At 69.8% G+C, this 26,562-nt stretch carries 22 protein-coding genes, 1 tRNA gene and 3 pseudogenes; 11 read left to right on the plus strand and 15 right to left on the minus strand.

Annotation, left to right across the window (positions count from 1 at the left end):
• Positions 1-66 precede the first annotated feature (66 nt).
• Positions 67-1,188, minus strand: coding sequence for an FAD-dependent oxidoreductase (locus ACWGJ2_RS06975; RefSeq protein WP_453344943.1), 1,122 nt, complete (start codon positions 1,186-1,188; stop codon positions 67-69).
• 381 nt (positions 1,189-1,569) lie between these two features.
• Positions 1,570-2,145 carry a TetR family transcriptional regulator gene (locus ACWGJ2_RS06980; RefSeq protein ID WP_453344944.1) on the minus strand — a complete coding sequence of 192 codons (576 nt, stop codon included), beginning with the start codon at positions 2,143-2,145 and terminating at the stop codon, positions 1,570-1,572.
• Positions 2,146-2,241: 96 nt separating this feature from the next.
• Here ACWGJ2_RS06980 and ACWGJ2_RS06985 point away from each other — a divergent pair, with 96 nt between their 5' ends.
• Positions 2,242-3,165: an oxidoreductase gene (locus ACWGJ2_RS06985; protein ID WP_453344945.1), complete on the plus strand. Its 924-nt coding sequence runs from the start codon at positions 2,242-2,244 to the stop codon at positions 3,163-3,165.
• Between the two features lie 274 nt (positions 3,166-3,439).
• A pseudogene (locus ACWGJ2_RS06990) lies at positions 3,440-3,784 on the plus strand (DUF2637 domain-containing protein); the annotation flags it as partial.
• Positions 3,785-3,886: 102 nt separating this feature from the next.
• On the opposite strand, the gene ACWGJ2_RS06995 reads toward ACWGJ2_RS06990, so the two are convergent.
• The 8 genes from ACWGJ2_RS06995 to ACWGJ2_RS07030 all read right to left on the minus strand — a co-directional run bounded on the left by ACWGJ2_RS06995 (position 3,887) and on the right by ACWGJ2_RS07030 (position 15,351).
• Positions 3,887-5,203, minus strand: a complete 1,317-nt coding sequence (locus ACWGJ2_RS06995; protein WP_453344946.1) for an MFS transporter — start codon at positions 5,201-5,203, stop codon at positions 3,887-3,889.
• Positions 5,200-9,093, minus strand: coding sequence for an amino acid adenylation domain-containing protein (locus ACWGJ2_RS07000; protein WP_453344947.1), 3,894 nt, complete (start codon positions 9,091-9,093; stop codon positions 5,200-5,202). Before ACWGJ2_RS07000 ends, ACWGJ2_RS06995 begins: the two co-directional genes overlap by 4 nt.
• A complete protein-coding gene (locus ACWGJ2_RS07005; protein ID WP_453344948.1) occupies positions 9,090-9,497 on the minus strand; it encodes a hypothetical protein in 408 nt (135 codons plus the stop codon). Before ACWGJ2_RS07005 ends, ACWGJ2_RS07000 begins: the two co-directional genes overlap by 4 nt.
• 45 nt (positions 9,498-9,542) lie before the next feature.
• Positions 9,543-10,430, minus strand: a complete 888-nt coding sequence (locus tag ACWGJ2_RS07010; protein WP_453344949.1) for a TauD/TfdA dioxygenase family protein — start codon at positions 10,428-10,430, stop codon at positions 9,543-9,545.
• Positions 10,427-11,521 (minus strand): hypothetical protein, encoded by a 1,095-nt coding sequence (locus ACWGJ2_RS07015; protein WP_453344950.1) that lies wholly within the window; start codon positions 11,519-11,521, stop codon positions 10,427-10,429. Before ACWGJ2_RS07015 ends, ACWGJ2_RS07010 begins: the two co-directional genes overlap by 4 nt.
• Positions 11,518-12,363: a radical SAM protein gene (locus ACWGJ2_RS07020; RefSeq protein WP_453344951.1), complete on the minus strand. Its 846-nt coding sequence runs from the start codon at positions 12,361-12,363 to the stop codon at positions 11,518-11,520. Before ACWGJ2_RS07020 ends, ACWGJ2_RS07015 begins: the two co-directional genes overlap by 4 nt.
• A 138-nt stretch (positions 12,364-12,501) precedes the next feature.
• Positions 12,502-13,365 (minus strand): TauD/TfdA dioxygenase family protein, encoded by an 864-nt coding sequence (locus ACWGJ2_RS07025; protein WP_453344952.1) that lies wholly within the window; start codon positions 13,363-13,365, stop codon positions 12,502-12,504.
• A gap of 999 nt (positions 13,366-14,364) precedes the next feature.
• Positions 14,365-15,351, minus strand: coding sequence for an NADP-dependent oxidoreductase (locus ACWGJ2_RS07030; protein ID WP_453344953.1), 987 nt, complete (start codon positions 15,349-15,351; stop codon positions 14,365-14,367).
• Between the two features lie 48 nt (positions 15,352-15,399).
• Between ACWGJ2_RS07030 and ACWGJ2_RS07035 the strand changes: the two genes are divergently transcribed.
• The 3 genes from ACWGJ2_RS07035 (at position 15,400) to ACWGJ2_RS07045 (ending at position 17,330) form a co-directional block, all read left to right on the plus strand.
• A complete protein-coding gene (locus ACWGJ2_RS07035) occupies positions 15,400-15,972 on the plus strand; it encodes a TetR/AcrR family transcriptional regulator (protein WP_453344954.1) in 573 nt (190 codons plus the stop codon).
• A 266-nt stretch (positions 15,973-16,238) separates the two neighbouring features.
• Positions 16,239-16,766 (plus strand): DUF4262 domain-containing protein, encoded by a 528-nt coding sequence (locus ACWGJ2_RS07040; RefSeq protein ID WP_453344955.1) that lies wholly within the window; start codon positions 16,239-16,241, stop codon positions 16,764-16,766.
• Positions 16,767-16,811: 45 nt separating this feature from the next.
• A complete protein-coding gene (locus ACWGJ2_RS07045) occupies positions 16,812-17,330 on the plus strand; it encodes a transposase (protein ID WP_453344956.1) in 519 nt (172 codons plus the stop codon).
• Between the two features lie 21 nt (positions 17,331-17,351).
• Here ACWGJ2_RS07045 and ACWGJ2_RS07050 read toward each other — a convergent pair whose 3' ends face one another.
• On the minus strand, positions 17,352-17,912 hold the full coding sequence (locus ACWGJ2_RS07050) for a hypothetical protein (RefSeq protein WP_453344957.1): 561 nt from the start codon (positions 17,910-17,912) through the stop codon (positions 17,352-17,354).
• A gap of 81 nt (positions 17,913-17,993) precedes the next feature.
• Between ACWGJ2_RS07050 and ACWGJ2_RS07055 the strand changes: the two genes are divergently transcribed.
• From ACWGJ2_RS07055 to ACWGJ2_RS07065, 3 genes are all read left to right on the plus strand, one after another.
• The gene (locus tag ACWGJ2_RS07055; protein ID WP_453344958.1) at positions 17,994-18,500 is read left to right on the plus strand and encodes a MarR family winged helix-turn-helix transcriptional regulator; all 507 of its coding nucleotides are present in this window, start codon (positions 17,994-17,996) and stop codon (positions 18,498-18,500) included.
• 122 nt (positions 18,501-18,622) lie between these two features.
• Positions 18,623-18,853: a hypothetical protein gene (locus tag ACWGJ2_RS07060; protein WP_453344959.1), complete on the plus strand. Its 231-nt coding sequence runs from the start codon at positions 18,623-18,625 to the stop codon at positions 18,851-18,853.
• Between the two features lie 7 nt (positions 18,854-18,860).
• Positions 18,861-19,376 carry a hypothetical protein gene (locus ACWGJ2_RS07065; RefSeq protein ID WP_453344960.1) on the plus strand — a complete coding sequence of 172 codons (516 nt, stop codon included), beginning with the start codon at positions 18,861-18,863 and terminating at the stop codon, positions 19,374-19,376.
• A 349-nt stretch (positions 19,377-19,725) separates the two neighbouring features.
• Here the strand turns inward: ACWGJ2_RS07065 and ACWGJ2_RS07070 are convergent.
• Both ACWGJ2_RS07070 and ACWGJ2_RS07075 read right to left on the minus strand, forming a co-directional pair.
• Positions 19,726-19,932, minus strand: a pseudogene (locus ACWGJ2_RS07070) (transposase family protein); the annotation flags it as partial.
• A 317-nt stretch (positions 19,933-20,249) separates the two neighbouring features.
• A complete protein-coding gene (locus ACWGJ2_RS07075; RefSeq protein ID WP_453344961.1) occupies positions 20,250-20,585 on the minus strand; it encodes an ArsR/SmtB family transcription factor in 336 nt (111 codons plus the stop codon).
• Positions 20,586-20,755: 170 nt separating this feature from the next.
• On the opposite strand from ACWGJ2_RS07075, the gene ACWGJ2_RS07080 reads away from it, so the two are divergent.
• Positions 20,756-21,898, plus strand: coding sequence for an FAD-dependent monooxygenase (locus ACWGJ2_RS07080; protein WP_453344962.1), 1,143 nt, complete (start codon positions 20,756-20,758; stop codon positions 21,896-21,898).
• Between the two features lie 321 nt (positions 21,899-22,219).
• On the opposite strand, the gene ACWGJ2_RS07085 is transcribed toward ACWGJ2_RS07080, so the two are convergent.
• Entirely contained in the window at positions 22,220-23,188 is a 969-nt protein-coding gene (locus ACWGJ2_RS07085; protein ID WP_453344963.1) for a type IV secretory system conjugative DNA transfer family protein, read from the minus strand.
• A gap of 532 nt (positions 23,189-23,720) precedes the next feature.
• Here ACWGJ2_RS07085 and ACWGJ2_RS07090 point away from each other — a divergent pair.
• Positions 23,721-24,242 (plus strand): annotated as a pseudogene (locus ACWGJ2_RS07090) (recombinase family protein); the annotation flags it as partial.
• A 691-nt stretch (positions 24,243-24,933) separates the two neighbouring features.
• Here the strand turns inward: ACWGJ2_RS07090 and ACWGJ2_RS07095 are convergent.
• Positions 24,934-25,021: transfer RNA gene (locus ACWGJ2_RS07095), tRNA-Leu, on the minus strand.
• 145 nt (positions 25,022-25,166) lie between these two features.
• Between ACWGJ2_RS07095 and ACWGJ2_RS07100 the strand changes: the two genes are divergently transcribed.
• On the plus strand, positions 25,167-26,501 hold the full coding sequence (locus tag ACWGJ2_RS07100) for a M20/M25/M40 family metallo-hydrolase (protein WP_453344964.1): 1,335 nt from the start codon (positions 25,167-25,169) through the stop codon (positions 26,499-26,501).
• Positions 26,502-26,562: the final 61 nt, after the last annotated feature.

The raw sequence follows: 26,562 nt of genomic DNA on the forward strand, positions 1-26,562 counted from the left end.
ATCACGCGATGGCCGTACCCGATCCCCTCCGGTCCCACAGCAAGAACGGGAAACAGGCCTGAGGCATCAGGAGCGGTCGAACAACGTGACGACGCTCTGCGGTGCTTCCCCGCCGAAGAAGATTTCCAGGTTCTTCGCCGAGCGGTCGGCGGCGTCGCGACTACGTGGGAACAGCCGTTCTTCGTAGGCGGTGAGCGCGACCTCGATGTCGGAGTGTTCAACCAGCCCGTTCGCCAGGTCCGCACCGTCGTACATGGCGAGGTTCGCGCCCTCGCCCGCGAAGGGCGACATCAGATGCGCGGCGTCGCCGACGAGCGTCACGCCGGGCACCCTGTCCCATTTGAGCCCGACGGGAAGAGCGTGGATGGGCCGGAGCCACGGTTCCGCGTCGCTCTGTGTCACGAAGGCGGTGAGCAGTGGCGACCAGCCGTCGAACTCGTCGGCGAGTTGACGGAGGCCCGCGGACGGGTCGCCGAAGTCGATCGACCTCACCCACTCCTCGGGCTTGTTCAGCGCCACGTATCCGCGCACGTGCCCGTCGGCGTAGCGATGGGCGATGATGCCCTTGCCCGGCGCGACCGCCATCAGCGTGCCGTTGCCGATCGCGGCCAGGGTCGCCCGGCTGTTCCGGCCGCCCGAGGCGAGGGCGATCTCGACGAAGCAGGTCCCGCTGTAGACAGGCCTGGCGGGAGTGAGCAGCGGACGCACCCTTGACCAGGCCCCGTCCGCGCCGACGACGATGTCGGCACGCGCGGCGGAACCCTCCGCGAAAGTGAGGTCGTAGCCGCCCTCCACACGGTGCCGGACCGAGGCGAGCCTGTGACCCCACCTGATCGTCCCGGGTGCCAGTGAGTCGATGAGCAGGCGCCTGAGTTCGCCACGGTCCACCTCAGGACGGGCCGAACCGGGGTCCGCGGGCATGTCGAACAGAACCGTGCCGTGGCGGTCGACCACACGCTTGGCGTCCTCGCCCGGGCGGACCAGAGCGAGGAACTCGTCATAGAGACCAGCTGCGCGAAGCGCGACCTGGCCGATCTCTTCGTGGATGTCGAGCAAGCCGCCTTGTGCGCGGGTCGTCGCCGAAGCCTCACCCTCGTAGATTGTCGCGGCGACACCGTGAGTCTGAAGCACCCGGGCGAGCGTCAGGCCGCCCAGTCCCGCTCCGACGATGGCGATGGTCTTCTGCACGCTGCGCTCCTCTGTCGCGTCGGCACGCGCCGACGATGGTCAGCGCCGAAAGCGGACGGGATGCCCGGTCTCGGCAAGGAGACGCTCACCGATCAGAACCATCTGCGTCGATGTACAAGCGATGTTCGGCGGACGGACCTGCGGAACATCGTTTTTCGCGACGCCGCGACTATAACTTGGCACCCGCCTCGCGGCGACCGGGGCCCCTCACGCTGTGACGTACCGCCACCTGACTTCACCTGGGACGGCCACACCCTCGTCGAGCAGACGACCACGGCGCCCGAACTGCCCGACCCGGTCACCCTTCCAGCGTCCAGGTGCCGCCCGCTCCCGTGAACGCTGCACCAAGTAGACCCGGACGCCGTCGCGCGTGCGGAACTCTCAGCCGGGACCGGCCCGGTCCGGGGTGACCAGACGGCGTACGGCGTCGGTGATCGTCGTGCGCTGCTGGGCTGGAGGGACCAGCGAATTGACGTCCTCGGTGTGGTGCTGCCACATGTTCGCCAGCGCGAGCACGAGAGCCAGGATCTCCGCGGCCGGTTTGTCCTGTCGGACAGTGCCCCGCTGCTGGGCGGCCTCGATGGCGGCGATCTTGTCCTGCATCGAGCGGGCGATGACGCCGGGCGTCGGCCGTCGGGTGCTTTCCAGCGCGTACCAGGTGAGGAAACGCATGACCCGGGGGTGCTGCTGCCCGGCGTCGTACAGGCGGCCGCCGTATTCGGGCAGGTCGTCGGCGTCGACGGGGACCGCGTTCACAGTCTGCTCGGCGATCGCCTCGTAGACGGCCTCGAACAGGCCCTCCTTCCCGGCGGCGAAGGAGTACACCAGGCCGGGGCTGATCCCGGCGCGTTTGGCGAGCCGGTCCACGCGGGATCCTGCCAGGCCGAACTCGGCGAACTCGGCGAGGGCGGCTGCCATCAGCTGCTCGCGCTTGCGGTCGGGGTCACGCGTTGCCATGACCACCACCCTCTCTTAATGAACGTTCATTTGACAACTCGGAGCACCCTCCGCATGCTGAGCGAAGTAAATGAACATTCATTTAGGAGGCTTGTCATGGTCCGCCACTGGACTCCCGCCGACATCCCCGACCTCGACGGCCTGACCGCACTGATCACGGGCGCCAACAGCGGCATCGGCTACCGCACCGCCCAGGTCCTGGCGGGACACGGCGCCCGCGTCCTGCTCGCGGGCCGGCGCCCCGACTCCCTGGCGGACGCCGCCCGCCGCCTGCGCACGGACGTGCCCGGCGCCCGCCTGGAGACGATGGGACTCGACCTCGGCGACCTGACCGCGATCCGTGAGGCGGCCGCCCCGCTCGCCGCAGGCGAGACCCTTGACCTCCTCATCAACAACGCCGGCGTGATGGATGTCCCGGAGCGCCGACTCACCCGCGATGGCCTCGAACTCACGGTAGGCACCAACCACCTCGGCCACTTCGCGCTCACCGCGCATCTGATGCCGGCCCTGCGACGCTCCTCGGCTGCCCGCGTCGTCACGGTCAGCGCCCTCGCCGCCGCCTGGCGCTCCGGCGATCTCGGTGACCTGATGAGCGAGCGCGGCTACCGCCCGATGAGCGCGTACGCCAAGTCCAAACGCGCCAACGTCGTCTTCACCCAGGAACTCGCCCGCCGGCTTGCCGGCAGTACGCACCGGGCCGTGACCGTCCATCCGGGCTCGGCCGTCACCAACCTTCAGCGCCACACCTCCACCAGCCGGACGGGACGCCTGCTCGTGGCCCTCGCCTCCCGCACACTGATGGGCTCTGCCGACGGCGCGGCCTGGCCGTCCCTCTACGCGGCAACCCACCCCGCGGTCGCCAGCGGGGCCTATCTCGGCCCGGCCGGACGCGACCAGACCTCCGGCGCGCCCAAGGCGGTCCGGCTGCCCGCCGGAGCCGACGACCCCGAGCTGGGCGCCTGGCTGTGGCACGAGAGCGAGCGGCTGACCAACGTCACCTTCCCTGTCCCGCAGACGTGACCTCACCCTGAGGGAAGGAAGCCCGTCACCAGCTCCGACGGATTCGTCCCGGACCCCGGACCCCGGACCCGGCGGCCGGCACCGTGCCGCACTGGAAGCGGAGGCCAAGGCCGAGGTGCCGGCGATTCGGGCTGCGGCTGACCCACGGCCACGAAACGCAACAGGTGCCGGCCGAGACTCGGCCAGCACCGTGGGCGTACTGATGGTGTCGGGAGGGGGACTCGACCACTACGCCCACGGGCTGGTCCAGCGAACGCGGCTGGAGGTGGGGTGAATGGTCCGCTCGACCGCTTCTTCGACGAACGGAAAGCGCGAGGCCGCGTCTCGGGAAGAGCCGTCAGGGGCGCCTGGTGCGGTGGGCCAAGTTGAGGGGGCCGTTGCTCCGGAGAGAGCGCTGCCGCGCTGCGGATGGCTCGTCGCGTCGGCCGAGGTGCGGGTGCGTCGCTGCTGCGCGGCGCTGGTCGCGGGGGTAGCGGCGTACGCGTCCTACATCCATCAGCGGCACTTCGCGCTACAGGGTGGCGCGGACGCGGTGACGGCGATGCTGTGGCCTCTGTCCGTCGGTGGTCCCCTTCTGCTGGCGACGCTGGGATTGCTGAAACCGGCACGGCATGTGAGGGCCTGTCGGCTCGCCCCGTTTCGCGCCGCATACGCTGGAATGGCGACCCTTGCAGGACCTGTGCGCGGCCGTGCCGTGGGAGGTGCAGGGGCCATCGGTGGCTCAAGGCGGAGGGGCGGATGCCCGGACCGATGCCGTTCCGGCGGACGGTGCTCCCGGCGTGGGCCGGGACAGGCGGAGGATCTGGCGGGACGCCAGGGGCGCCGCGCTGCACAGGACGATCGCCGTGGCGCTGAGGGCGAGCGTGCCGCGCAGGGTGAAGAGGTGTGCCGCGGGGCCGACCAGCGCGTAGCCGACGGGGACGAGCAGCAGGGGGCCTGTACCGCACAGCGACATCACGCGGCCGAGGCGCTGGACGGGGACGTGGTCCTGCACGAAGCATGTCCAGTTGACCATCGCGAGGTCCATGCCCGCGCCGGCGACCACCATGGACGCCATGAGGACGGGCAGGCCGCTCTCGCTCGCCATGGCGAGGAACGGGAGCGCCATCGTGCCGGTACCGAGACAGATCAGCACTCCCGTGGCGGCGGGTCGCCAGAGCATGGCCGCGGTCGCTCCGGCCGCGAGACCCACCGCGAGCGCGGTGACGGCAAGGCCCCACGGCCGGGCACCGCCGAGCGTCTGTGCCGCGTAGAGGGGCCCCAATACCTGGAAGCCGGCCAGCCATACCGTCAGGGTCACGGCGTTCTGGAGGGTGAGAGCCCACAGCCAGCGCCGGCTGCGGAACTCCCGCCAGCCCTCGCCCATGTCGGCCAGGACCGTGCTCCGCCGCCGAGCCGCGGGCAGGGGCAGGGGCAGGCCGATGCGGGAGAGCAGGAGCGCGGCACCGAGGAAGCTCAGCGCGTCGCACGCGGTGACCCAGCCGGGCCCTGCGGCGGCGGTGAGGAGCCCGCCGAGGGCCGGGCCCAGGGTCTTGCACCCGTTCTGCGCGAGGCGCAGCAGTGCCGTGGCCCTCTGGCGCTGGGCGGCGTCGACGAGGCGCGGGATCACCGCCTGCTCGCCCGAGGCGAAGAACGCGGCGGACGCGCCGGTGAGCAGGGCGAGCCCGGCCAGTTGCCACACGCGGGCCGAGCCGGTCAGCAGCAAGACGGCCGCCGCTGCCTGGGCCAGGCCGGACACCAGGTGGGCGGTGACCATCACGTGCCGGGCGGATGTGCGGTCGGTGACCGTCCCGCCGAGCAGGGCCAGAAGGGGCTGAGGGAGCATCCGGGCCGCGAGGACGAGTCCCAGGCCGCCCGAGCCGCCGCCGATCTGGAGCACGGCGAAGGGCAGCGAGACGGTGGACACGGCGGAACCCAGCTGGGACAGGACCTGCCCGCTCCAGAAGTACCGGTAGGGCCCGCGGCGCAGCGGGCCCAGCGCCGCGCGGATGCCGCCCCCACGACGGCCCGCGCCGGGCTGTCCTCCGTTCGGCGTCAACGGTCCTGGAGCAGGTCGCGCAGGACGTCACCGATCGCGGCCAGCGGAGCCGGGCCGGTCATGGTGAGATGCCGGCAGGCGATCGGGTAACCGGTCACCTTGCCGTCCACGAACGGCTGCCAGTTCTCGTGGGTGCGTCCGCTCGGGGCGTCCTGCGACGCGGAGAAGTAGGCCACGTCGCCGTCGAACGACGTGGCGGGGACGTATTTCCTGGACAGCACGTAGTGGTCGCGGTGGAGGTCGAACATGCGGTGGAAATGGTGCCGTTCCAGCAGGGCGTACGGGCTGCCGAGCGCGACGAGCCTGGCATGCAGCGCGTCCAGGTCCGGCGCGCGTTCCACGGTGCGTGCCGCCTCGGCCGGGTCGAGTTCACTCAGCATCGTGAGGAAGTACGCCGTGATCGCGTCCTCGCGGACGAAGTCGTCGGTGGAGACCGTACTCGACCGCGCGGGGGGCGGGTTGGAGTCGAGGAGCGCCAGCAGCCCGACGCTCTCCCCGGCCTCTCGTACCTGGCGGGCCATCTCGAAGGCGACGCGCCCGCCGAAGGACCAGCCCAGCAGGTGGTAGGGGCCGGTGGGCTGGATCCGCCGGATCTCCCGCAGATAGTCGGTGGCCATCGCCTCGACCGATCCCGGCGTTCCGGGGGCGGTGAGCGCGCGCGCCTGGAGCCCGTAGAGCGGGCGGTCCGCGAGGTGCCGGGCAAGACCCGCGTAGCCCCAGCTCAGTCCGAGCGCCGGATGGACGCAGAAGAGGGGGGCACGCGAGCCGTGCGGACGCAGGGGCAGCAGGACGTCCAGGGACGCCTCGGGCGTGGTGGGGATACCCAGTCCCGCGGCCAGTGCGGCGACGGTGGGGGCGTCGAACAGGGTGCGCATCGAGATCTGCGTGCCCAGCGTCGTACGGATCCGCCGGATGAGCTCGACCGCGCGCAGCGACGTACCGCCGAGCGTGAAGAAGTCGTCGTCCACGCCGACGCGGTCGCGGCCGAGCACCTCGGCGAAGACCGAGCAGAGGGTGTGCTCCTGCGGGGTACGTGGCACGGCCGTGCCGCAGGACGGCGGCGGCAGGGCGCGCAGCGCCGCGTGGTCGGTCTTGCCGTTGGCGGTCAGCGGCATCCGGCCGACGACGTCGATCAGGTCGGGCACCAAATAGGCGGGCAGGGCCTCTTTGAGGTGCGCCCGCAGGTCGGCGGCCGACGGGGCGGCACCGGCGGCGGGCTGGGCGTACGCGGCGAGGCGCGGGGTGCCGTCGTCCTCCCGGACGAGCACCGCGGCCCGCGCGATCGCCGGGTGGCGGCACAGGGTCTCCTCGATCTCTCCGGGTTCGATCCGGTGGCCGCGCACCTTGACCTGGTGGTCGGCGCGGCCCACGTACTCCAGTTGGCCGTCCGGGCGGGTGCGGACCAGGTCGCCGGTGCGGTACATCAGGGCGCCCGGCGCGAACGGGTCGGGGACGAACCGTTCGCGGGTGAGGTCCGGCCGGTTGAGGTAGCCGAGGGCCAGCCCGGGTCCGCCGACGTACAGCTCGCCGGTGGCGCCGGTGGCGACGGGCTCCCGGCGGCCGTCGAGCACGTAGGTACGGGCGTTGGTGACGGGGGTGCCGATGGGCGGCTTGTCAGGGCCGGAGAGCGGACGGCTCATGGTGACGCAGACGGTCGCCTCGGTCGGACCGTACGCGTTGATCAGGCGGCGCCCCCGGGACCAGCGCTCGGCCAGCGCACCCGGGCAGGGCTCGCCCGCGACGACCACGCTCTCCAGGCCAGGCATCGTGTCCGGCGGCAGGACAGCGAGCGCGGACGGCGGCAGCGTGAGATGGGTGATGCCCTCGTCGTCGACCAGCCGCACCAGGTCGTCCCCGGGGCGGGTCCGCTCCCGGCCGGCGAGGACCAGGGTCGCGCCGGTCAGCAGGGCCATGCACATCTCGAAGACGGAGGCGTCGAAGGTGAGGGAGGCGAATTGCAGGATCCGCGAGCGCGCGGTGAGCGCCAGCCGTTCGCGCTGCGCGGCGACGAGGCTCGCGATGCCCCGGTGGGACACGCAGACACCCTTGGGGACGCCGGTCGATCCCGAGGTGTAGATGACGTAGGCGGGGCTGTCGGGCGTGAGCGGCCTGCGGCGGCGGGCGCCGGGCGCCTCGCTCGGCGGTGTCCGCGGCCACGACGGCGCGGGGAGCACCCAGTCCCAGTCGTAGGCCGCCAGCCCGCCGGTGGGCTCTTGGTCCGTCAGCAGGCCGGCCGGCGCGCAGTCGTGGGCGACGAACCGCGTTCGCGCGGCGGGATGCGCCGCGTCGAGCGGAACGTAGGCGGCGCCGGACTTCATCACGGCCAGGACGGCGGTGACCATGTCAGCGGACGGTTCGCAGGCGATCGCCACCAGGTCTCCGGGCCCCACGCCGAGGCCCGTCAGGTGGTGGGCCAGCGCGTCGGCGCGCGCGTCGAGTTCGGCGTAGGACAGGGACCGGGACGCGCAGGAGACGGCGGTGGCCCCAGGTGTACGGGCGGCCTGCGCCTCGAACAGGGCGGGCCAGGTGGCCGCCGGGACCCCGGGGCCGGTGCCGTGTCCGGTGTCGTGCACGGTGTCCTGCCCGGAGTCGCGCACCGGCACGGAGCGGGAGACGACGGCGCGCTCCGGTGCGTCCGCGACGGACTCGACCAACTCGCGGAACGCCTCCGCGTGCCCCTCCAGGTCCCGGTCCGAGTAGAGCTGGGGATTGCCCGCGAACTCGACGTGGAACTCTCCCTGGGACCGGGTGATGTTGACATGGAGATCCGCGACGGGACCCGTCCGCACGTAGTGGCACCTGACCGCGCGGTCCTCGAACCGCACCGCGTCGTAGTCGAACAGCAGGAAGTTGACGACGGGACCCGCGTGCGCGATTCGTCCGGAGCCCGGGCGCACGGCGTGGCGCAGCTCCTGTCCTGGGTGAGCGCTGTGCCGCATCAGGGAGCGGATCTCGTCGCTCACGGTGCCGACGAGCGTGCTGAACGCCTCACCGGCGCGCACCGCGAGGCGCAGGGGGAGGCGGTTGGCGGCCATCCCAGGGGTGCGGCGGGTGGCCGGGTCGGTGCGTCCGCTGACCACGAAGTCGAGGAGCACGTCCTCGGACCCCGTCACCCGGGCCAGATGGCCGCCCAGGCACGCCGTCAGCAGGTCGACGGAGGTACGGCCGGCCGCCGCCGCGCGCAGCCGTGCCATGACGTCACGGGAGAGCGTGACCTGCGCGGTGCGCTGGCCCGGGACGGGGTCGGCCCGCCGGCCCGCCGGACCGGTCGGCTCGGGCGTACCGGTGAGGCGGTCCAGCCAGTACGCGCGGTCCTCGGCGTGGTGTGGTGAGGCGCGGTAGGCGTTCTCGTGGCGCAGGAGGGTGGCGGTCGGCTCCAGTCGGCCCTCCGGTGTGCCGGCCGCGCGGTACAGATGGCTCACGCGCCGTGCGACCAGCCACATCGAGAAGGCGTCGAAGTGGACGTGGTGGTGGCGCAGGTACCACAGGTACCGGTCGTCGGACAGCTTGATCAGTACGTACCGGAACAGCGGCGGCGCGGCCAGATCGACGGGTTCGGTGACATCGGCCTCCATCCGGGCGACCGCCTCGCCGTGCGGGTCGGGGGCGGTGGAGAGGTCGAGTGTCTCCAGGCTCCAGCCGTGCGGGGGGCCGGAGACCGGGTACGGCAGGCCGTCGCGCACGGCGACGCCCGTGTGCAGCGCGTCCGTCTCGGCGACCACCTGTGCCACGGCGTCCGCGAATCTGCCGGTGTCGATGGCCGCGGGAATGTCGCAGTACTGGGCGATGTTCCAGAGCGCGCCCGTGGCGTCGAGCTCGTGCCCCAGCCAGACCTCCCACTGGGCAGACGACAGCCCGCCACGCCCGTGCGCTTCTTCGTCCGCGCTCATGAGTGCGTCACCGCCTCCCCGCGCGCCGGCGGAACCGGGGCGACGGGTCCTCCGTCCACGATCCGCTGTTCGCGGAAGTCGGCGAAGCGCCGGGCCATGTCCCGTACGTGCGGCGGATTCTCGGACGACACGCGGGTGCTGCCCCAGTTGAACGCGGGGAGCCCGTCCGCGTAGCGGATGTCCAGCCAGCCGTCCCGCTCCAGGGCCGCCGTCGCCGCGCCCTCGTCCTTGAAGTGGAAGTCGCCCGGTTGCGAGGCCGGCGCGTGGGAGAAAGCCCCGTGATCGATGTCGCCGGGGACGTCCGACAGCCGGACGACACGGTGGGAGGTCAGGACGGCACGGACCTCCGCCGAGCACCGGGCGGGATCCTCGAAGCGCACCGACGTGTGAAAGCCAGTGATCATGGGGCGGTTCTTCCGTTCTGGAGCGCGCGTTGTGGAGGGCGCCTGTTATGGGGTGCGGACGGGGCGGCGGTCGTCGCTGACCTGGATCCGGTGGATCTCGCGGCGGTGGCCCGGGTAGTCGTTGAGCGCCTTGTGCTGGACGCAGCGGTTGTCGATGACGACGACCGTGCCCGGCGTCCAGCGGATGCGGGAGGTGAACTCGGGCCGGACCACGTGCTCGGTGAGAAAGGCGATCAGCGGCTCCGCCTCCTCGGGCGCCATCCCGGCGAGGCCCGTCATGTGGCAGGCGCTCACATACAGCCCGCGCCGGCCGGTGACCGGGTGCGTGCGCACGATGGGGTGGTGGAACTCCCGGTCCGCGCGCGGCTGGTCGCTGACCCGGACCACATCGCCCAGGCGCAGGTCGTCGGAGCGGCTGCCGTGGACCTTGGCCGCCGAGAACACCCCGTCCACGTGGTCGATACGGGCCTTCGTCCCCTCGTCCAGTGCCTCATAGGCCGCGCACATGTCCGCGACCAACGTGTCCCCGCCGGTGCCGGGGATGTCGACGCCCAACAGCACCGTGTGCGACGGCGGGATCTCGTGGTACGGCGAATCGGTGTGCCATACGCCGCCGAAGTTGACCTCTGTCGCCGGTTCCTTGATGACGCGCAGGATGTCCGGGAAGCCTTCCATGCTGCGCCCGAACGGATACCCCGTGACCCGCCCGAAGCGCCGCGCGAAGGCCAGGAACGCGGCGGGGGACAGGCCGCTCTGCTCCCGGACGCACAGCACGTGGTGCTCCGCGAGGACGTCCGCGAGGGCCTGGTGCAGGCCCGGGCCATCGTCCGCGAGGTCGATGCCGTGGACCTCGGCACCGAACGCGCCGCCCAGGGGCCGCACGGTCATGACCGCGCCGGCGTCCGGCGCCGCCGCCGACTGGGACGCGCTCATTCTCCCTCCATGCCGAGTGGTACGACCGGTCCGCCGCCGTGACCCGCTGCCGCGGTGCCGCGTGTCCAGTCCAGCGCTACGCCGCACTGGCGTGGCTTGGCCTGCCGTGCCGGGGACAGCACCTGTGTGTGGGTGGGCACCGGCTCGTGCCAGAGCGCCGTGAGGGAGCCGGGGTCGTTCTCGGACAGGTAGCCGCTCGCCAGTCCCCGGTACTGCGGAGGGACGGACGTCAGCGTGGGGACCGGCAAATCCTCGTAGAGCCGTCCGCTCCACAGGTCGCCCGTGTCCGACGTACTGCGCAGCGCGTCCGTCTCGATCGCCTCCAGCACCGGCGATCCGGGCACGAAGCGCAGGCTGTTCTCGCCGATGGGGAAGTCGTGCTCGCGGAACCAGTCCACGATACGGTCCTGCCGGTGCGCCAGCTCCGGGTCCCGGAACCGGCTGGTCATGATGACCGGGACGACCACACCGCCCGCGGCGCGGTACTGGAGACTCGTCCGCATCCGGAGCCTGAGCTGTGCCTCGGTGTCGAAGACGCTGACAGACACACGCAGTTCGGCGCGGAGCGCGGCCATCCGCGCGGCGAGTTCGTCCGGGACGGGGCGGAAGACCTTCGTGATGAAGACCGTGTGACGGCCCGACGCGTGGATCAGCTCGGTCAGGCGGGCCGCTGTCGCCCAGTCCCAGGACGCGTCGCTGTTCCAGCCGTTGCGCAGATACCCCTGGTCCTCGGGCAGGGCGTCGAGGTCCGCCCGGAACGTGTCCTCGTCGAGGATGTTCGGTACGCGGGTGCCGAAGTCGTATCCGGACTCGAAGGCGGCGCGTGCCGCGAAGCAGTTGCCGTAGCAGATCTGGCTGGCGGGCAGGCACCCGAGCATCAGATCGCTGGTGAGCGAGTCGAAGGGCAGCCCGCCCGCGCGTCCCGCCCTGATCGGGCCTCCGCGCGGGACCTTCAGGGACTTCCGCGCACCGTAGTGCCCGTAGGCCCGCGAGACGAGACGCCGCAGTTGCCTGCCCGCCTGCCCGGCGGACTCACTCGGCGCAGGCAGTCCCTCTTCTGCCGCAGCCGGCCCGACGCCGGAGGGTGTCATGTGACGCTCCCGAGGTCCGGGCCCGCGCCGGCGGACGAGGGCGACGGGGCCGCAAGGCCGACGAACGTGCGCCTGCCCCGCTTCAGGGCGCGGTGGACACTGCGCAACTGGCCGCAGCCGCCGCCCACGTCGCTCCCCGCGCTGACACAGATACTCGCGTCGAAACCGGCCTCAGCGAGCCCCCGCCTGAAGTACGCGTACCGCTCTTCGGACGACGGGCGCAAGCCGACTTCCGGGACGTCGTTCCACGACTTGAGCTTCACCGAGAACAGCGCCGGGTCGACCAGTCCGGCAAGGCGTTCGAGATCGGCGTCCGTGTCGTTGACACCGTCGAAGAGCAGGTAGTTCATGATGACCGGGGTACCGGTCTCCAGCCGGTAGTCCCGCGCCGCCTCCACCACCTGTTCCAGCGGATACGCCTTGTTCGTGGGAATCAGCCGGGTGCGCACCTCGTTGGTGGTGGCGTGCAGGGACACGCTCAGCGTCCCGATCGGCATGCTCGCCAGCCGGCGCATCTGCGGCACGATCCCCGACGTCGTCAGCGTCACCTGCTCGGCCAGCCCGTCGGCCAGCAGCCGCCCGGCCGCCTCGCGCAGGTTGTCGAAGTTGAGCAGAGGTTCGCCCATCCCGGCCACCACGACCTTCGCGAACCGGCCGCCCGGCACCTCCTCCGGCAGATCGGCCGCCGTCAGGGCGACCTGGGCGTAGATCTCCTCCGGTGTCAGGTCCCCGAGGTTTCGCTGCTTGCCCGTTTCGCAGAACACACAGCCGACGTTGCAACCGGCCTGCGTGGAGATACAGATGTGCGGCTGGCCGTCCAGACGGAAGCAGATACTCTCCACGCTGCTGCCCGAACTGGGAACCTGCCAGAGATACTTGACGCTTCCGTCGGATGATGTCTTCTTCTCGATGACGTCGATGAGGGAACTCCTCGGTGAGTGGGGGAGAGAAGTCGTGAAGCTTTAGGGCGCCGGGTCTCCTCAGACAGGAGCGGGCGCACCCTGAGCATCGGCCGGCGCGTCGACCACTTCGCCCGCGGGGACGGCGAAATAGTCCGCCGGAGCGAAGATCTTCGTGCCTTTGATCCAGCGGTTTCCCTCGAAAAGCTCGCGGCGGTGCAGGACCTGCGCGTTGTCGTACACCACGAAATCGCCCATGCGCCATTCGTGGCTGTACACGTTCGAGGGGTGCAGAACGCGCGCCAGGACCGCTTCCTTGATTTCCCGTCCCTCTTCCGCCGAGAGGCCGATGAAACGCTCGGTGTTCTCGCTCACGTAAGCGAACTCCGCCCCGTCACGCGGCGCGGTGAGGACCACGGGGTGCGACACCTCGACATGGTCCACGTTGTCGTGCGTGGGCGCCGGACGGCGTGTGGACCACAGGGGGCGGATGCGCCGCACGAGTTCCTCGGGCAGGCCGAGCCGGCTCAGCGCCGTGGTGGCGAAACTGGTGGCACCGCCCTTCTGTGGCGGAACAAGGCAGTACAACGACGCCAGGGTGGCCGGCGCGCACCGGAACTCCTGGTCCGAGTGCCAGAAATCGGTGTGATTGTCGGAGACGCCGAGCGCCCGGCCCGTCGCGTCCTGGAGGTTCGTCAGATAGCTGAGGAACGAACTCGTCGGCGCGTGGGACCACGTACGGGCGGGCTCCTCCAAGCGCCCGTCCCCCAGCCGGGCACTGAGCCGCACGAGGTCGGCGTCCTCCAGGAGCTGATCGCGGAAGACCAGGACCCCGTGCCGCCCCAGCTCCACCCGGATCTCGTGCAGGGTCTCTTCGTCAAGAGCACGGAGGTCGATATCGGTGACTTCTTTGGCGAAATTTTCGTGCAGAGATTGCGACTCCACCGGCGTAAACTCATCTCAAGCGGCGACGTGCTGTCATTGTGCAGCCACTTTCCTCCCCGTGTCGCATCGCGAGAAAACGCGCAGCTAGAGTTCCGCACTGGTTCGGGTGATTCCTCATACTGAGGAATCGGGTTATCCCTTCGTGGGTCTCCTCCGGCGGGCCCGAAATGCTTATTACCAAACTGGGTGACCCCCTGCTTCTGAGGTATTTGACAGGTCTTCGACTCATGTGATCAGACTGCCAAGAAAGCCAGCACCTTGCTCCAGAGTATTTCCTCGGCGGCAGTGATCACAGCCACCTGAACCCTCATCAGTCCTCCGCCCGTACGACGCCGGTCGGCATCAGAAGAGCGACGGGCGGCGGCACGCAACTTCGGCGCGTCGAAGGGTCACCGGTTCGTGAGTTTGTTGGAAGCGAGCCCAAGCCGGTCTGTTTCGATGCTGGGAGTGCGGGCGGGGGTGAGGCTGTCTCCCACTGGTGGATCTATGACGGGACGTGGGGAGCCCCACTGGCTACGCATCTGCGCAGTTCCTGCGCGTGCGGGTGGCGAGGTGGGGAGCGCTATCCGCTCGACGAGAAGGAAATGGCCGACGATCCCCGTGGCGTCGATATCACAGGCCCGTGTCAGGACTGGGAGCGGCATGTCGAGGAGGTCCGGGGCCGCACGGTGCCGATCCCCGGCGAGTTGGAGGGGTTGCTGGAGCGGGTGGAGCAGCAAGTAATGCCAAGAGCCGGCTGCTGCGCTACCAACTCCAGGGCATGCGCTCCCGAGGGCGGTAACGAGCGACTATTGAATTCGCGAGCGAGCTGGTGGGTCAGGGAGGCGGCGAGAGCTCTGTCGTCAGCCGCAAACGGGAAGTCAGGGGATTCGGCTGGGCCCTCTAGTACTCCAGTGTGACTTCGCGATCTTGTAAGGACCCTGGTCGGCAACGGGTGCGGTCACCGTGTGAGCATCGGGGTGCGTGGACTCCTCTCGCCTGACCAGGCCAGCAAGGTGATCACAGGACGAGTATGAGTTTGCCGCCGGGGCGGCGGGATCGGCTGAGCGTGGCCGCTTCCTGGATCTGGTCGAGGGTATAGGTGCGGGCGACCGGTACGACCAGGATGCCTTCGCCGGCGAGCCTGGCGAACTCATTCATCTGGTCGTAGCGGATCTCGGTGGTGATCCGGACGCCCAGTTCGGCTGCGGCGGCGAAGTCGGAGACGGTGAGGACACGGTCGGGGTCCCCGGTCAGCTCGATCAAGGTCGGCAGCGAGCCGCCGGCCGGACTGGGCTGGTCGGCGCGGTCGATCCGGCCCCCGGTCGGCGCGGTGTCCAGGGCGCGGTCCACGGGGCCCGGGGTCAGTGCGCTGACGCGTTCGGCCATGCCCTCGCCGTAGGCGGTCACCTGGGCGCCGATCTCTTCCAGGGCGGCGGCCCGAGTCGGCCCGGCTGTGGCGATCACCCGAATACCCCGGTGCAGCGCGAAGCGCACCGCCGCCTCACCCACCGTGGTGCCCGCGCCGTGGACGAGCAGCAGCTCACCCGGCTGGACGCCGAGGTCGTCGAGCGCGCGCCACGCCGTCTCGGCCGCCATCGGCAGCGCGGCGGCCTGCTCGGCGGTGACGCCCTCGGGAATGCGTGCCCAGGCCGGCATCAGCGCGTACTCGGCGGCGCCGGCCGTCGGGCCGTCGAAGGTGGCCGGGCCGAACACGCGGTCGCCGATCTGGACGCCGTCGACGCCCTCGCCGAGCGCGTCGACGGTACCCGCGACCTCGAGACCGAGACCGCGCGGCAGCGGCGGCAGATGGTCGGCGAGGAGACCGTCGACGAGGTGCCAGTCGGCCGGTGTCAGGCCGCACGCCCGCACAGCGATCCGGATCTGGCCGGGTCCCGGCTCCGGCTGTGGGACGTCGCGGAGCACGATCACGTCCGGGGAACCGAATCGGTCGAATTGCAGAGCCTTCATGACGATCTCCTGGCTGATGACAGCATCTGTTGTCATTGACCGTACCAGTCTGATGACAGCTCCTGTTGTCGTACGCTGGTGGGTATGCCGCGATGGGAATCTGACGCACAGGGCCGGCTCGAACGCGCGGCGCTCGAGCTGTTCGAGACGCAGGGATTCGAGCGCACCTCGGTCGCGCAGATCGCAGGCGTCGCCGGCCTGAAGGAACGCTCCTTCTATCGCTACTTCCCCGACAAGCGGGAAGTCCTCTTCGCCGGCAACGAACTCGAGGCCCACCTCGTCGCGCAGGTCGAGGCGGCCGACCCGGGCCTCACCCCGATCGAGGCGCTGCTGACCGCGCTGGGAACCGCAGAGGAGATCTTCCGCCCACGCGAGTTCCTGCTGCGCCGGGGAAGAGTGATCGCCGCCAACCCGGCACTGGCCGAGCGCGATCTGATCAAGCTCGCCGACATCGCCGACGCGCTGGCACCGGCACTCGAGCGCCGCGGCGTCGCGCCCGGAAAAGCACGCTTCATCATCGACGTGGTACTGGCGATCCACCGGCGCGCCATGCCCCGCTGGCTGGCCGAGCCGGACACCACCCTCGCTCAGCTCATGGCCCAGGCCGCCGCCGAGCTGCGCGAAGTGGTCGCGCCGCCAGCTCCAACGATCCGCTGAGTCGGCCGCAAACATGCCTCGCAGGCAGGCATAGAACCGGCTGTCCAGGAAACGGCCTCAGCTCAGTGCGGTTTCCTGGTCCATCTGGTGGGCTCCTTGAGAGATCGTCGCCGGTAGTGACTGCGTCGAGCCGCTGACTGATGGTGTCGGCGCCAACTGGACCAGCGCAGCAGTGCTCGAAGGCGTCGACGACGAAGTGGAATTTCAGGCTCACCGGCACCTGACGCTCCTCCGTCGGCGCTGACCCCCTGCTGTCCGAAAGGAAGATGACCAACGACAACGCTCACCTTCGCCGCGTGGCGGAAGCGGTCGATCGCTATGGCCATGCCGTGCACTACTTAGGAGACGGTCGCGCACCCTACGCCTACACAGCCGGCCTGCACACCGGCCCCGACCGTGACTACGAGCTCGCGCTCTCGGGGCTGGACGTTGAGATATCGCACAACGTGCTCAACTCCTTCGCCATCATGCTCGCCGACTCCGGTCTCGACCCCTTCGACCGGCTGGAAGTCAAGGGCCTCTTACGGCGCGGGCTCGCGCTGAGGTTACGGCCGGTGAGCCGTCCGGAGGACTTCGCGATCGTCCCCGCCCTCTACGGGATCATCCCTCCGGCCTGGCAGATCCTTTGGCCGGATCAGCACAACCAGTTCCCCGGCGATGCCCACTGCCTCTTGTCCGAGGACGCGCAACCGCTTCTGTGGCGCGTCAGCGTCGGTGCGGCAGGTGCCTTTGACCGGGCGATCACGTCGTCATGGCGATCCTGCGCGACGCAGTCGAGAGGGCTAACCTCCTAGGGCGTGTTGCGAAAGTGGATCTTAAGCGTGAGATGATCTTGATCTGTGGCGCGTGGAGATCTGGCGGACGAACAATGGGCCGCACTGGAGCTGCTGTTGCTGAAGGGCAAGAAGCCCGGCCGGCCACCGGTATGGACCCGGCGGCAGCTGATCGACGGCATACGCTTCCGGGTCCGTACCGGCATCCCGTGGCGGGATCTGCCCGAGGCCGTCCTGGGCCGCATCAGGGTGCCCCGGCTGAGGTCCGGCAGGCCGCGCACCCGGCCGCGGCGGGTGCGTGCCGACAAGGCGTACGCCTCCCGCAAGAACCGCGCCTACCTGCGCAGTCGTGGCATTCGCTGCACCATCCCGGACAAGGCCGACCAGGCTCGCAACCGAAGGAAACGCGGCTCCCATGGCGGCCGTCCGCCGAAGTTCGACCCGGAGGACTACGAGGCTCGGCACGCGGTCGAGTGCGGAATCAATCGCCTCAAAAGGCACTGCGCGGTGGCCACGAGGTACGACAAACTCGCGGTCCGCTATGAGGCGACCGTCCTCGTCGCGGCCATCACCGAGTGGCTGTGACAAGTACGCGTCGACGCTTCGTCAGCGGTCATCCGGTCTGGCTAGGGCCAGTTGACGCAGGCGGCAGGCGTACCAACTGCTGGCGAGACAGATCACCAAGTAGATAGCGGCCGCCTGGACGGCGAAGTTCGGGTAGTGGAACTCCCACTGCCCCGCGGCCGGGTCGCTGCCGAAGTCGGGGTTGCTCCAGATGTGGGGCATTATCCAGGCGATCACTCCCCCGAGGCCCTGGGCGGCGATGTACAACACCACGAACTCCCCCAGGCGCCAAGCGTAGGCGCGGCGGTCCCGCCGGATCAGGGCCCGGACCTGGGCGCGTGCGCTGCCGAAGCGCCATCGCGCGCCTGCCGGGGCGACGCGGGCACTGACCTCCGGCGCGAGCACCACGGCCGCGACGACCAGGCCGAGCAGGGCGGCGACGCTGATCGCCATGGTCGCCTCCGAGCCGACACGGCTGCGGATCTGCGGCATCAACAGCAGAGCCAGGATCGGGAGGTTGACCACGAGGCTGGCCGCGTAGACGCGGCCCAGGACCCCAATCGGCGGTATCACGTCAAGGTGGCGGGTGTAAGCGGTGTCCATGCCATCGAGTCAAGCACACTATTTTACTTGAGTGAAGCACTTTTCTTCACTCAAGTAAAAGAGTGGCGTAGTCTCGTCCGTATGAACGCCGAGGAAGTGTCCCCGATGGACGGGGCTTCACTGGGGCATGAGCTGAGCCTGTGGGTGGTGCTCTTCCATGACGCCGTCGCCGCCCACCTGGGCGTCAACGCAACCGAGCACAAGGTTCTCGACCTCATCGGCCGCCATCCCGGCGTCAGCCCTACTCAACTCACCCAGGAGACGGGACTGAGCCATGCGGCCATCACGAAGATCACCAATCGCCTGGTTGAGCACGGCTTCGTCCGCAAGGAGCGCGACCCTTCTGACGGCAGGAAGTTCGCCCTCTTCGTGACCCCGGAGCATCGGCAGTCCATGACCGGCGTGATGGCACCGCTGATCGATGGCATGTCCCGCGTCGCCAGTGAGCTCACCGAGTCCGAACGCGAGACGGTCAGCCGATGGCTCATTGGAACCGTCACGGCCCTCCGCGAGGCCACGACAATGATCCGCTCCAACCACAGCAGCCCCGCTGTGCCCAGCCATCAGGACTTTCGCAACACGCCCTAGTCCAGCAGCTTTCGGACTGCGCTGCGGTCAGGAAACCTCCGGGCCACGGCAGGTGACCTGCCGCGCTGAGGAGTCCTCGGGCTCCCGGGCGGGAGGCTGCCGACGAGCCTGGAGGTGGGCCTATGAAGATCGACCTGAGCACGGCGCGGGAGACCGTCAAGAGACTGGCCGACGCGCTGGAAGAACTCGACGGCACGGCAGTGGACGAAGCGCCCACCCGCGCCGGACAGCGGCAGCGCACCGAGGTGAGCCGCACGTTGCAGTACCTGGCCCACCTCGGCGACAGGTCCTCCGTAGAGATCATGGATGCCTACTACGCCTTCAAGCGTCGGGACGAGTCGACGGGGGAGTGAGCACTCGGTGAACCACGAGACCGAGTCGCTGAACCACGAGACCGAGTCGCTGCTCCGCGACGTCACAGGACGGCTGGAGCGTGCCATCCACGCCCGTGAATGCCCGGCACTGGTCGCGCTGCAAGGCGACCGGACTCTCGTGCTCTCGGACTACGACTACCTGCGTGACGAGGCGACGGCCACCGCCTTCGAGAACCGGGCCGCCGAGCGGGCGCAAGAGATCCACACGATCCGCTTCGTCTTCGCCGTCCCCCAGGTCTGGCTCGTCAGCGCTGACACAGTGGAAGCCCGAGCCGTCTCCAACCTCCCCTTGCGTGAGGGTGAGCACGAAGTCATCGCCTGGACGAGCTTCGACGCGGGCGACGGCGTGGACTACGGCCCGGTCCCGTACGCACGCCGTCCGACTGGGGAGCCGGTCTTCGCGGACGCCGAGGTGTTCACCGTTCCGGTTCAGCCGTACGAAGAGGCCCCGGGGCGAACCCTGCTGCGCGCTCTGACGGTTCCGGCTGATCCCGATGCGTGATCCGTTTCGCCCTTACCTGTCACGGCGGGCAGGTTGCTTGGTCGTCGATCCGGATTCCGGTTGCGCTCCTCCATTTGTCCAAGAACCCAGTCGTGTTCGGCGGTATGCAGAAATAGAGGGTCGCACCGTTATAGTTATAACGGATGTAGACGCGATCGTCGTTACGCGTATTGCGAATGTAGTCCGAGCCCGAGCTGGCAGAACCGAGGTCCTGGAAGGACGAGGTGATGTCTTGATACCCGGCTACGGGTCTTGCGTTCTGCCAGTAGGTGATGTCGGGGTAGAGGTAGACGCGGGGATAGGCGCAGCCGTTGAAGGAATCGGCCGAGGCGCTGGGTGCTGTAGCCAGCGCGGTGGTGGTGCCCATGCCGAATCCGGCGGCGAGCTGGGCGTAGGTATGGCCGCATCGTAGATGAGCCAGGACGAGCAGTGCCTGCCGTCCGGCGGCCAGCTGGCGCCATCGTGTCCCTTGTGCAAGACGACGTGCGGTCAACTCACGGGCGGAGAAGCGCAGAGCCGAGGTGGACAGGTCGATCCCGGCTGGGTAGACAAGCATGCGGAAGCCTCCTGGCAGGACGGCTCGGACTCGACACGCACCGGTCTGACAGGAGCTTCTCCACGCCCGGACCCCGCGCTGCCCCCCAGCGGCCCTGCTCCGCACGCAGGTTGAGGAAACCTCAGTGGGTGTGGGTGTGAGGGAGCGTGCGGAAGAGTTCGGCGCCGACCACGAGCGCGGGACGGTGGTCGAAGCGACACCGATCCCCTTCGTGCCCGCGTCGTGCTCGGCTACCTGCGAGCCGGGCGCGAGCTGGATTCGGCCGGGCTCGCGGCTCAGGGCCGACTCGGACTCCCCTCCGGTGTGCTCAGCTGTGCTCAGCGAGGAGCAGTACCGCCCGGGGACTCTGCGCCCAGGAGCGTGAGCAGCCCGGGGAATCTCTTCTCGATGTCCGCGCGTCGTAGTCGGATGCCCTTGCGGTTGCCGTAGTCGATCTCGTCGATGAGGCCTGCCTCGCGCAGGACCCGGAAGTGGTGGGTCTGGGTCTGCTTCGAGATCGGAAGATCGAACGAGTTGCAGCCTCGCTCGCTGTCGCTGCGGTCGGCGGCCAACTCCATCATCACCGAACGACGGTGCTCGTCGGCGAGGGCGCGGAACACTGCACCCAGATCGAGCGCATCGGCCTCCGGGCCCACCAGGTTCTTCCCGGTCACGCGGCACCTCCTTCAGGTACGACTTGCATCGTACCTGAAGGGCGTGCTCCACTGAGGTACGAAATCGATCGTACCTTGGTCCGGTTGCACCGCCCCGTGCCGCCGCGCCCTCAGACCCGGCCCGGCACTCGCCGGGGACCTGGTCATCGACACTCCGAGAGGTCATCGTCATGAAGAAGCCCGAGGTGCTGATAGTCGGTGCCGGAATCGCAGGGCCCGCACTCGCCTACTGGCTCTCCCGGAACGGATACCGGCCGACGGTCGTCGAACATGCCCGGCAGCTGCGCTCCGGTGGTAGCGCGATCGTCGTGAAGGGGCCCGCGATCCCGGTCGCCGACCGCATGGGCATCCTCCCGCAGCTCCGGGGGCTCGCTACTCGCAATCGGTCGCTGACCCTGCTCGACCCCGGCGGCAGGCGAATCCTGCAACTCCCGCTCACCTCGGACAAGGCGCCGACGGTCGAGGTGACCCGAGCCGACCTGTCCGAGGTGCTCCACCGGTCGGCGCAGACCGAGGCCGAGTTCTTGTTCGACGACACGGTCACCGCTCTCGACCAGGACGAAGGCGGGGTCGACGTCACCTTCCGGCGGTCCGCGCCACGGCGCTTCGACTTGGTAGTCGGTGCCGACGGGATGCACTCCACCGTACGGCGCCTGGCATTCGGACCCGAGCGGCAGTTCGCGAGCGACCTGGGCCTGTACGGCGCGACCGTCCCGCTGGAACCTGACGCCATCGAGGACCCGACCGAGATGACGATGCTGACCGTGCCGAACCGGATGCTGGTCCTCCACCCCTCGCGGACCACTCCGCTCGCGATCTTCACCTTCCGGGCCGCACAGCTGGCGCCCCACGACCGCAAGAACATCGCCCTTCACAAGCAGACCGTGGCCGACGCCTACGCCGACGTGCGGTGGCGGGCACCGGAACTCGTGGCGGCGTTCCTCGACCACCCGGCTCCGTTCTTCGACCCCCTGACCACCGTCCGGGTGCCCTCGTGGTCCCGCGGACGGGTCGTACTGCTCGGGGACGCGGCGGCGGCGACAGCCCTGCTGGGCGACGGATCCAGCATGGCGATGGCGGGCGCGTACGCCCTCGCAGAAGAGCTCGCCGCCCATCCCGGTGATCACGCCCGCGCCTTCGCCGCCTACGAGTCGCGGCTCCGCCGTGAGGTAGGTCCGCGGCAGCGACGCGTCGGTCTGCTCTCCAGACTCATGGTGCCCCGCACCCGGCCGGGCCTCGCGGTGCGCAACGCCGTGGGCCGCACGGTCGGCCGCACGAACCGGATCGCCTCTCACGAAGCCGCGAACCGGTAGACCGGGCCCGCACCGACCGGCCACCGGTCGGTGCGCAGCTCCCCTGTAGCACCAACCGAGTCACCGCCATCGTGAAGACCAGCCCCGCCCTTCGCCACGCCTCAACCTGAGGTTGCAAAAAGCTCACTGCATGCGGAAACAGTTCGGGCCCCGGCGGTCAGCTCACGGATCCGGACTTGCAGCCTTCAAGGTCCCCGACAGCGTCCGGCTCTTACCTCTGGCCTGGTCTGGTCGCGCCGGCGTAGTCGTCGCCCTGGTATCGGTAGGGCTCGATCCTGACGGGTTTCCCCGGCCTGGGAGCGTCGATCATCTGGCCGTCGCCTACGTAGAGGCGTGGAAGGTGTCGAGGTGGGACAGGTCGTGTTCGGTGAGGCGTGGCTGGGTGTGCCGGGCCAGGTGGCGGGCGTCTTCGGGGGAGGAATTGAAGAAGATCTTGGTGCGTGCGTTGGTGCTGATGCCCTCCTCCAGGTTCTTGGGTAGCTGTCGGAGGTACTGGTGGGCGAGCGTCATCGAGAGCCGGTAGCTGCGGGCTTCGGCGAGCATGTCCTCCAGCGGGTAGGGGAGGGTGAGGAAGTTGTGCGCCTCATCCAGGTACAGGCCCGCGTCCCGGCGCCGGCTCTGGACGGTACTGGCGCGCCGGGTGGTCGCCTGCCAGGTGCGGGCGACGACGAGGGAGCCCATCAGCCGGGCGGTCTCGGTGCCCAGCGCGTCTTTGGCGATGCGCACCAGACAGATTCCGCCGTCCAGCACCCGGTCCATGTCGACGGTGGAGGCCCCGTCGGCCAGGGCCGCGCGCACGAAGGGGCGGAGCAGGAAGCCGCGGAGCTTGTTCATCAGTGGCGCTGTGACCTGGCTTCGAGCGGGTCCCGAGAGCTCGTCGTACCAGGACCAGAAGCCACGGAACACGTCGTCGTGGACCTGGTCCACCGCGCGTTGCCGGAACGCGGGGACGGACAAGAGCTTGGGCAGGTCGGTGAGGACGGGCGTGCCCGGCAGCGCGCGCAGGGTGAGCAGCCCGGCGCGCAGGATGTCGTCGGTGCGCGGCCTCCAGGAGGAGGCGTACACGCGTGAGAAGACCGACACCAGGTTGTCCACCGTGCGTGCGGCGTCAGCGCCTTCGAGGGGGTTGAGGATGGGCGGAGGGCTCTTGCTGTCGGCGTCGAAGAGCGCCACCTTCTCGCCGAGTTCTTCGGGGAGGCGCATGAGCACGTCGGTGACGAGGTCGCCTTTGGGGTCGACGACGACCAGGCCCCGCCCGGCCTCGGCGTCGGAGAGGATCATCCGGGCCATGACCCGAGCCGGTGGCGCCGCGCAGACCGACGGGGCGGGGCGCGCGGTCGTCCGGTGTCGCTGAGACCGACCGGCCGGACAGCCGGGCCCTTGGTGGCGATGCCAAGCGGAGGAGGCACGGCCCGTGCACCGGCACGCTGCACAGCGGGGACCGCTTCGTCCCACGACAGGCGCGCGAGCGCGGCCAGCTCCGGAACCGACAACAGGTCACCGGAATCGAGGCGGCGTTCGTCGACGTGGCCCACCTCCGCCCTCCACATCAGCCTGACCCCTCTGCCCGCCAGGCAGCGGCCCGAGCCCAGCACGGTGACCCGGCGGAAACCGTTTCCACCTCACCGGACCGGCCAGGGGTGAACGTCATCGTTCCCGCAGAGCCACCCGCACTGACCCCACGGGCGGCCGAGGCGTTGCTGCGCCTGCTGCGCACCGTCCATCGGCGGTGCACCGGCGAGGGGCATGCGACCGAGCCCACCACATTCGACCAGGACCGTCACCCAGGAGGCGAGGAGGAGAAAGGGAACGTGGCATGACGATGACCTTCGCCTTCGCGGGGCGCTGCTCGACGGAGGACCAGCAGGATCCCGAGGCTTCCCGCAACTGGCAGCTCGCCCGGGCGCAGGCGCTGGTAGCCCCGCACGGGACCGTCGTCGCGGAGTATTTCGATGTCGGCGAGTCCCGGTCGATCCCCTGGAAGCGGCGCCCGCGGGTCTCCGCCGAGTACCTGGAGGGTTTCGGGATCTACGCGATCGCACAGCGGCTGACCGACGACGGCATCCTGTGCCCGTCGGCCTACGACGCGCAGCGCAACCCGCACCGCGAGGGTCTCGCGTGGTCCAAGAGCGCGGTCCGGGCGATCCTGACCAACCCCCGCTACACCGGCCACCAGGTGTGGAACAGGCAGCGCAAGGAAGAATCGTTGATCGACGTCGAAGATGTCGCGCTCGGCCACCGGACACGGCAGAAGTGGAACGCGAAGGAGGAGTGGGTCTTCTCCGATGCGCGCTCTCATCCGGCGCTGGTCAGCGTGGCCGTCTTCGAGGAGGCACAGGCGCGGCTGCGTTCGCGCGGGCCCGCCTCCACGGGGCGGCAGGTGGTACGCACCCGGCACGGTTACGGATTCCGGGGGCTGCTCAGTCACCGGAGCTGTGGGCGGCGGATGCAGGGCAACTGGGCTCATGGCGAGGCGTACTACCGGTGCCGCTTTCCCCGTGAGTACGCGGTGGCCAACAAGGCGGACCATCCGCTGAACGTCTACCTGCGCGAGGAGGATCTCGTCGGTCCGGTGGACGCGTGGATCGCGCAGATCTACTCCCCCTCCCGCATCGAGCAGACCCTGACGACGCTGGAGCAGTCCCAGCCCTCCCTGGAGGTGAGGGTGGGGGCGGTGCGGCGTGAGCTGGCGGAGTGCGATCGCAAGCTCAGCCGGCACCGTGCCGCTCTGGAAGCGGGGGCCGACCCCCAGCTCGTGGCCACCTGGAGCCGTGAAGTCCAGGCGCAGCGGTATGCGGCCGAGCGGAAACTCGCCCGGACGGGCGGCGGGGGCCGGGAGGCTCCGGCGCGGAGGATGAGCCGGGAGGAGATCCGTGAGCTGATCGGTGCCCTGGGCGGGCTGCTGGCCGCGCTCCGTCAGGCGGAAGCGGGGGCCAAGGCCGAGGTCTACCGGCAATTCGGGCTGCGGCTGACCTACGACCATGAAACACAACAGGTGCTGGCCGAAACTCGGCCAGCACCTGTGGGTGTACTGATGGTGTCGGGAGGGGGACTTGAACCCCCACGCCCTGTAAAGGGCACTAGCACCTCAAGCTAGCGCGTCTGCCATTCCGCCACCCCGACAAGAGTGGAGCGCCCGGCCCGTGGCCGTGGCGACGGAGTCAACTTTAGCACTGGTTCAGGGGCGGTCGATCACACGCCTCCGGCGCTTGGGGAGCCGCACGGGAAGCGGGAGGATGGGGGCGACCGCGCGATACGAGGAGGCAGCGTGACTCAGTCGAGCCCGGCACCGGAACGTAGTGGTGTGAACGCCGAGAGTGAGGTCGTCGACATTTGCCGCGACCTGATCCGGATCGACACCAGCAATTACGGGGGCAACGAGGGGCCAGGGGAGCGGAAGGCCGCGGAGTACGTCGCGGAGAAGCTGGCCGAGGTCGGCCTGGACCCGCAGGTCATCGAGTCCCAGCCGGGCCGCGCCTCGACCGTGGCCCGCATCGAGGGGGAGGACAGCTCTCGCCCCGCGCTCCTGATCCACGGGCACACGGACGTCGTCCCGGCCAACGCCGACGACTGGACGCACCACCCCTTCTCGGGGGAGATCGCCGACGGCTGCGTCTGGGGCCGCGGCGCCGTCGACATGAAGGACATGGACGCGATGACCCTCGCGGTCGTACGCGAGCGGCTGCGCACGGGCCGCAAGCCCCCGCGCGATGTCGTACTCGCCTTCCTCGCGGACGAGGAGGCGGGCGGTGTCTACGGCGCGCGGCACCTGGTCGACAACCACCGGGACCTCTTCGACGGGGTGACGGAGGCGATCGGCGAGGTCGGCGGCTTCTCGTTCACGGTCAACGAGGACCTGCGGCTCTATCTGATCGAGACCGCCGAGAAGGGCATCCACTGGATGCGGCTCACCGTGGACGGCACCGCCGGGCACGGGTCGATGACGAACAACGACAACTCGATCACGGAGCTGTGCGAGGCCGTGGGACGGCTGGGACGGCACAAGTTCCCCGTCCGGGTGACCAAGACCGTGCGCTCCTTCCTGGACGAGCTGTCCGACGCGTTCGGGACCGAGCTGGACCCCGAGGACATGGAGGAGACCCTCGCCAAGCTCGGCGGCATCGCCAAGCTCATCGGGGCGACGCTCCAGAACACGGCCGCGCCGACCCAGCTCGGCGCCGGGTACAAGGTCAACGTCATCCCGGGCCAGGCCACGGCCCACGTCGACGGCCGTTACCTGCCCGGGTACGAGGAGGAGTTCCTCGCCGACCTGGACCGCGTCCTCGGGCCGCGCGTGCGCCGCGAGGATGTGCACGCGAACAAGGCGGTGGAGACGACCTTCGACGGCGCGCTGGTGGAGGCCATGCAGTCGTCGCTGAAGGCCGAGGACCCCATCGCCCGCGCCGTGCCGTACATGCTGTCGGGCGGCACGGACGCCAAGTCCTTCGACGACCTGGGCATCCGCTGCTTCGGTTTCGCGCCGCTCAAGCTGCCCCCGGAGCTGGACTTCGCGGGTATGTTCCACGGGGTGGACGAGCGCGTCCCGGTGGACGGACTCCAGTTCGGGGTGCGGGTCCTGGACCGCTTCCTCGACCAGTGCTGACGGCGCCCTCGGCGCTTCCCAGGGGCGGCTCGAAGCCGCTGAGCAGGCATGACGCGGCCGT

The organism is Streptomyces sp. NPDC054796 (assembly GCF_053611545.1).

Bases quoted from the DNA above. Each gene is read 5' to 3' on its own strand.
- ACWGJ2_RS06980 (WP_453344944.1), bottom strand. From the start codon at position 2,145: ATGGCAACGCGTGACCCCGACCGCAAGCGCGAGCAGCTGATGGCAGCC.
- ACWGJ2_RS06985 (WP_453344945.1), top strand. From the start codon at position 2,242: ATGGTCCGCCACTGGACTCCCGCCGACATCCCCGACCTCGACGGCCTG.
- ACWGJ2_RS07000 (WP_453344947.1), bottom strand. From the start codon at position 9,093: ATGAGCGCGGACGAAGAAGCGCACGGGCGTGGCGGGCTGTCGTCTGCC.
- ACWGJ2_RS07005 (WP_453344948.1), bottom strand. From the start codon at position 9,497: ATGATCACTGGCTTTCACACGTCGGTGCGCTTCGAGGATCCCGCCCGG.
- ACWGJ2_RS07010 (WP_453344949.1), bottom strand. From the start codon at position 10,430: ATGAGCGCGTCCCAGTCGGCGGCGGCGCCGGACGCCGGCGCGGTCATG.
- ACWGJ2_RS07015 (WP_453344950.1), bottom strand. From the start codon at position 11,521: ATGACACCCTCCGGCGTCGGGCCGGCTGCGGCAGAAGAGGGACTGCCT.
- ACWGJ2_RS07030 (WP_453344953.1), bottom strand. From the start codon at position 15,351: ATGACAACAGATGCTGTCATCAGCCAGGAGATCGTCATGAAGGCTCTG.
- ACWGJ2_RS07035 (WP_453344954.1), top strand. From the start codon at position 15,400: ATGCCGCGATGGGAATCTGACGCACAGGGCCGGCTCGAACGCGCGGCG.
- ACWGJ2_RS07040 (WP_453344955.1), top strand. From the start codon at position 16,239: ATGACCAACGACAACGCTCACCTTCGCCGCGTGGCGGAAGCGGTCGAT.
- ACWGJ2_RS07050 (WP_453344957.1), bottom strand. From the start codon at position 17,912: ATGGACACCGCTTACACCCGCCACCTTGACGTGATACCGCCGATTGGG.
- ACWGJ2_RS07055 (WP_453344958.1), top strand. From the start codon at position 17,994: ATGAACGCCGAGGAAGTGTCCCCGATGGACGGGGCTTCACTGGGGCAT.
- ACWGJ2_RS07060 (WP_453344959.1), top strand. From the start codon at position 18,623: ATGAAGATCGACCTGAGCACGGCGCGGGAGACCGTCAAGAGACTGGCC.
- ACWGJ2_RS07080 (WP_453344962.1), top strand. From the start codon at position 20,756: ATGAAGAAGCCCGAGGTGCTGATAGTCGGTGCCGGAATCGCAGGGCCC.
- ACWGJ2_RS07085 (WP_453344963.1), bottom strand. From the start codon at position 23,188: ATGGCCCGGATGATCCTCTCCGACGCCGAGGCCGGGCGGGGCCTGGTC.